This is a genomic window from Bacillus proteolyticus, assembly GCF_001884065.1.
Classification (GTDB): Bacteria; Bacillota; Bacilli; order Bacillales; family Bacillaceae_G; genus Bacillus_A; species Bacillus_A proteolyticus.
This window is the reverse complement of record NZ_MACH01000124.1, coordinates 1-3,862: the sequence shown is the minus strand read 5'-3', so window position 1 is coordinate 3,862 and position 3,862 is coordinate 1. Positions and strand designations below refer to the sequence as shown.

Below are 3,862 nucleotides of genomic sequence, written 5' to 3'. Positions count from 1 at the left end.
TGGGACCTTGTCCCTGTGAGAGTAGGACGTCGCCAAGCAACTAAAACACGAGTCTTTTGACTCGTGTTTTTTGTGTTTAATGAAATAAGCTTGTAATTAATGTAGGCTCTATGAGTACGTTTATCTAGCAAGAAACAGCTTTATTTTATTATGATTTTACATCTAAATAGCATACCTTCAGAAAAATATAGACAAGTTTGTTAGACTCTTTAATTTTGAGTTTTAAAGTCTATGTATTAACAAGAATATATACAAGGTATTGCCCTCTGTAGCCTGCTCACCCCTTCTTTTATTTCTTCAGTTGTTAAATGTCCATACCCCATAATAATTCGATTATGATGTTTTCCTTTTTCAATGGCGTGGTCTTCCACGGGATATACTTTAACCCCAAGTTGTTGGATTTTCTCAAGTAATTCTTTGGTGAATTGAACTTGATTGAATTCGACAATCAGGTGTAATCCTGTAGAATAACCGAAAATATTGATCTTATTTGAGAATGCTAACTTTAATTGCTGGATAAGGAAGTCTCTTCGATTTTTATAGATTTTTTTCATCTTCATAATATGCCGTTCCAAATAATCTTCGGCAATAAATTTAGCAAGGACAAGCTGATTTAAAGAAGATGTATGTAAATCTGAAAACCATTTTACCCTGCGACATTTTTCAATAAGGTGTGAGGGAAGAACTAAGTATCCCATCCTAAGGGCCGGTGATAAAATTTTACTAAATGAACCTATATAAATAACTCGCTCGGGATCCAATCCCTGTAATGAACTTACAGGTGAGCCTTCATATCGAAACTCACTGTCATAATCATCTTCGATGAGATAACAGTTTGTTTTTCTTGAGTAGTTAATCAATTGAACCCGTCGTTGAATTGGTAACGCTCCTCCTAAAGGAAACTGATGAGAAGGAGTAGTGAAGATGAATTTTGGGTTTTTATTTGCAGGTAGCAAAGATGTATCCATCCCATTATCATCAGCTGGTATAGGATAAAGGAAGGCTCCTGAATTTTTAAAAATTGTTTGAATGTCATTGGTGATGGGATCTTCTATTAGTACTTCGTCGCCTGTCGACAAAAGTAACTTAGAAACAAGTGTTAAAGCTTGCGTTGCACCGGAGGTAATTATCAATTGTTCTGGATGACAAAAAACTCCTCTTGTTTTTAGTAAATAGCGTGATAAAACCTTTCTTAATTCGGGACGTCCTTCGGGAATATCGTATCCAAACGTAGAAGGAGGTGTTTCATTCCATATCGTATGAGATAACTTTGCCCATCCCTTACGTGGAAATAAGTCTAATGCTGGTATCCCTGAACGAAAATTAATGATGTTACTATCTTTGTTTATTTCTTCGCACGAAGATAAAGAATCAATTGGAGTTGATTTTTTACGTTGTTCTAAATAAGTCCCTTCTGCAATGAATGTCCCGGCACCCTGTCGAGCGACCAAAAAACCTTCGGAAAATAATTGATCATAAGCTTCTAAAATTACATTCCTAGACACGCTTAACTCAGAAGATAATTCCCGTGTTGATGGTAGTTTTTCTCCAGATTGTAGCTCTCCGTTTAATATTCGTTCACGTATTTGGTGATAAACCTGTCGAATTAAGCTTATATCTAACGATCGATCAATAGGTATCCAAAGCATATAAATGCTCCCTTCATCAAAATTGGTACCATAAAAGTTTAGTTAAAATGGTACTAATATGAACCATTTTAGCATGTTATAGTTGGACCAAATAGTTCTAAAGGGGATGAAAATGTGATGACGAAACCAGAATTCCAAGTGGCTCAGGCATTTAAATCGATTGCACGAAATGAACATATAAAATCCTATGTACAACAATCCACGGAACTCTATGCGTTATTATTGCAAGCGGCAAAACGCTTTGTCACCGGAGAAACGAGACGTGAGGGGATTGTGACAGCAAAAGAACTAATTGCAAAAGGTTATCATACTTCACTAGAATACATAGGGGAAAATACTCTAGATATAGAGGAATGTTATAAAGTGAAAAATGAGTTTTGGAATCTTATTGGGGATATGGGTGCTCTATCTATGAAACAAACAGTATCACTCGATTTATCGCATATTGGATTATCTATAGATCCAGAAATATCTTATATTCATTTAATGGAGTTGGCAGAGAAGGCAAAAGTACATGGGACTACCCTGATGATAAGTATGGAAGAATCATCTAAAGCAGCAGACATTCTTGCCATCTATAAAAAAGCAACTGAGCAATATCCTAATGTAGGGATAACGATCCAGGCGCATTTATATCGCTCAAACAATGATATTCAAGAACTCCTACATTATCCAGGGAAAATACGAGTTGTAAAAGGTGCCTATCAAGAAGTTTCGGATATTGCTATGCCTAGGTCAACTGACTTAAATCAACAGTATCTTCAGATTGTAGAACAACTAGTTGAAAACAATCATCCTGTATCTATAGCTACACATGATGAAATTCTTATTAAAGAAATGGAGAAACGTCAATATTTTAGTCAATCTAATGTAGAAATAGAAATGCTATATGGAATTCGTCCGGATATGTTAAGTGATTTGAAAAACAAAGGACATAATGCTAGCGTGTATTTGACTTATGGGAAAGAGTGGTACTTGTATTTATGCCATCGGATAGCTGAATATCCGGAAAATTTATATCATGCAGTGATAGATATGATACATTCATCTTCAGTACAGCAGAGTAGGGAATATTGAATAGACATTTAATGCTGAATGTAAAAATGATTTTGGTTGTTGCCTAAAAATAAGAGCCGGGTTTTCTTAGAGTAGAAATTCCGGCCCATTTTATATTGAAATTTTTTTAGTATATATTTGCGTTAAAGGCGGACAGCACCCCTGTAGGTATTGAGAGGATTATGATTTATAATTGTGCAGCCGTCGTATACCTTGTTGTAGAATTTTTTTTTTTTATGTTTGTGTATTCTTAGGGTTTTAGATAGAAACAAAGGAATTTATGATTCTATATGTATTTCAAAAGGGGGATATATATACTAGAAACAATAAAACTAAATGCTTTGTTAGTGAAATGATTGGCTCTTTTAGCGGTAAAACGTAAAGATAGGTATAGGATAAATATCATTTAATGTTATATAAAAAGTGAAGCAATGAAAGGAACGAGTGTTCTATCTGTGTGTGTTCGGTGCACTTGATCAATTGAGGTACGTATTTTTAATCCAGTATATGTGTTTAAAAAGGAAATACTATTAATCAATTCGAACCTTGAGCATATCTTAAATGTTTATTAAGAGGATATAGATGTATGGAAATGGATGATGCTAAAGATGAAATAGATATAAGGTTGATATTTCAGTAAGATAGGGATAGTTAGTAAATATATTAGTATGTTTCTGTATATTTACGAGTAAACAAATAAGCAACCATTACTTCATATAAGGAGAACTCGGGACTCTATAACTAGAGTAGTATATGGGTTTATTATGGATTTCTATATCGTTGTCTGTTATAAGAATGCGTATATCTTCAATCGTTTCTAATAGAGTGCGTGATAAACAAAGAGGTATTAATATTTAGTAAAATAAGATTGTTAGTTTCGTTGGGTAAAAACTTCTGTACAAATTAAGTCTAGGGTTTAAATTAACTTGAATATATTTTGGAAGAATAGATTAAATAGAAGCAGAAGGTAGCTTTTCCGTAATGAATCCTTGGAGAGGCGTATCTAGTTAAAAGAGCATAAAAATATTAAATTGAATATCTTTATAAAAAGGTGTTGACGATTGTAGGTTAGAGGTGTAATATAGGACAAGTCGCCGATGCAATAACGCAGAACGCGGCAAACAAAATGAAAAACTTAGTTGACATTAACTAACGAA

Annotated in this window: 2 protein-coding genes; one reads left to right on the top strand and one right to left on the bottom strand. The window is 34.0% G+C overall.

Annotated features, from left to right (window positions below; genetic code table 11):
* Positions 1–236: 236 nt before the first annotated feature.
* Positions 237–1,649, bottom strand: a complete 1,413-nt coding sequence (gene pdxR / locus BAQ49_RS22005; RefSeq protein WP_071747046.1) for a MocR-like pyridoxine biosynthesis transcription factor PdxR — start codon at positions 1,647–1,649, stop codon at positions 237–239.
* A 117-nt stretch (positions 1,650–1,766) separates the two neighbouring features.
* On the opposite strand from pdxR, the gene BAQ49_RS22000 reads away from it, so the two are divergent.
* Complete coding sequence (locus BAQ49_RS22000) at positions 1,767–2,726, top strand: proline dehydrogenase family protein (RefSeq protein ID WP_071747045.1); 960 nt, start codon at positions 1,767–1,769, stop codon at positions 2,724–2,726.
* The last annotated feature ends 1,136 nt before the right edge of the window (positions 2,727–3,862 follow it).

Excerpts from the sequence above, each read along its gene's own strand:
- BAQ49_RS22000 (WP_071747045.1), top strand. The coding sequence starts at position 1,767 with ATGACGAAACCAGAATTCCAAGTGGCTCAGGCATTTAAATCGATTGCA.
- pdxR (WP_071747046.1), bottom strand. The coding sequence starts at position 1,649 with ATGCTTTGGATACCTATTGATCGATCGTTAGATATAAGCTTAATTCGA.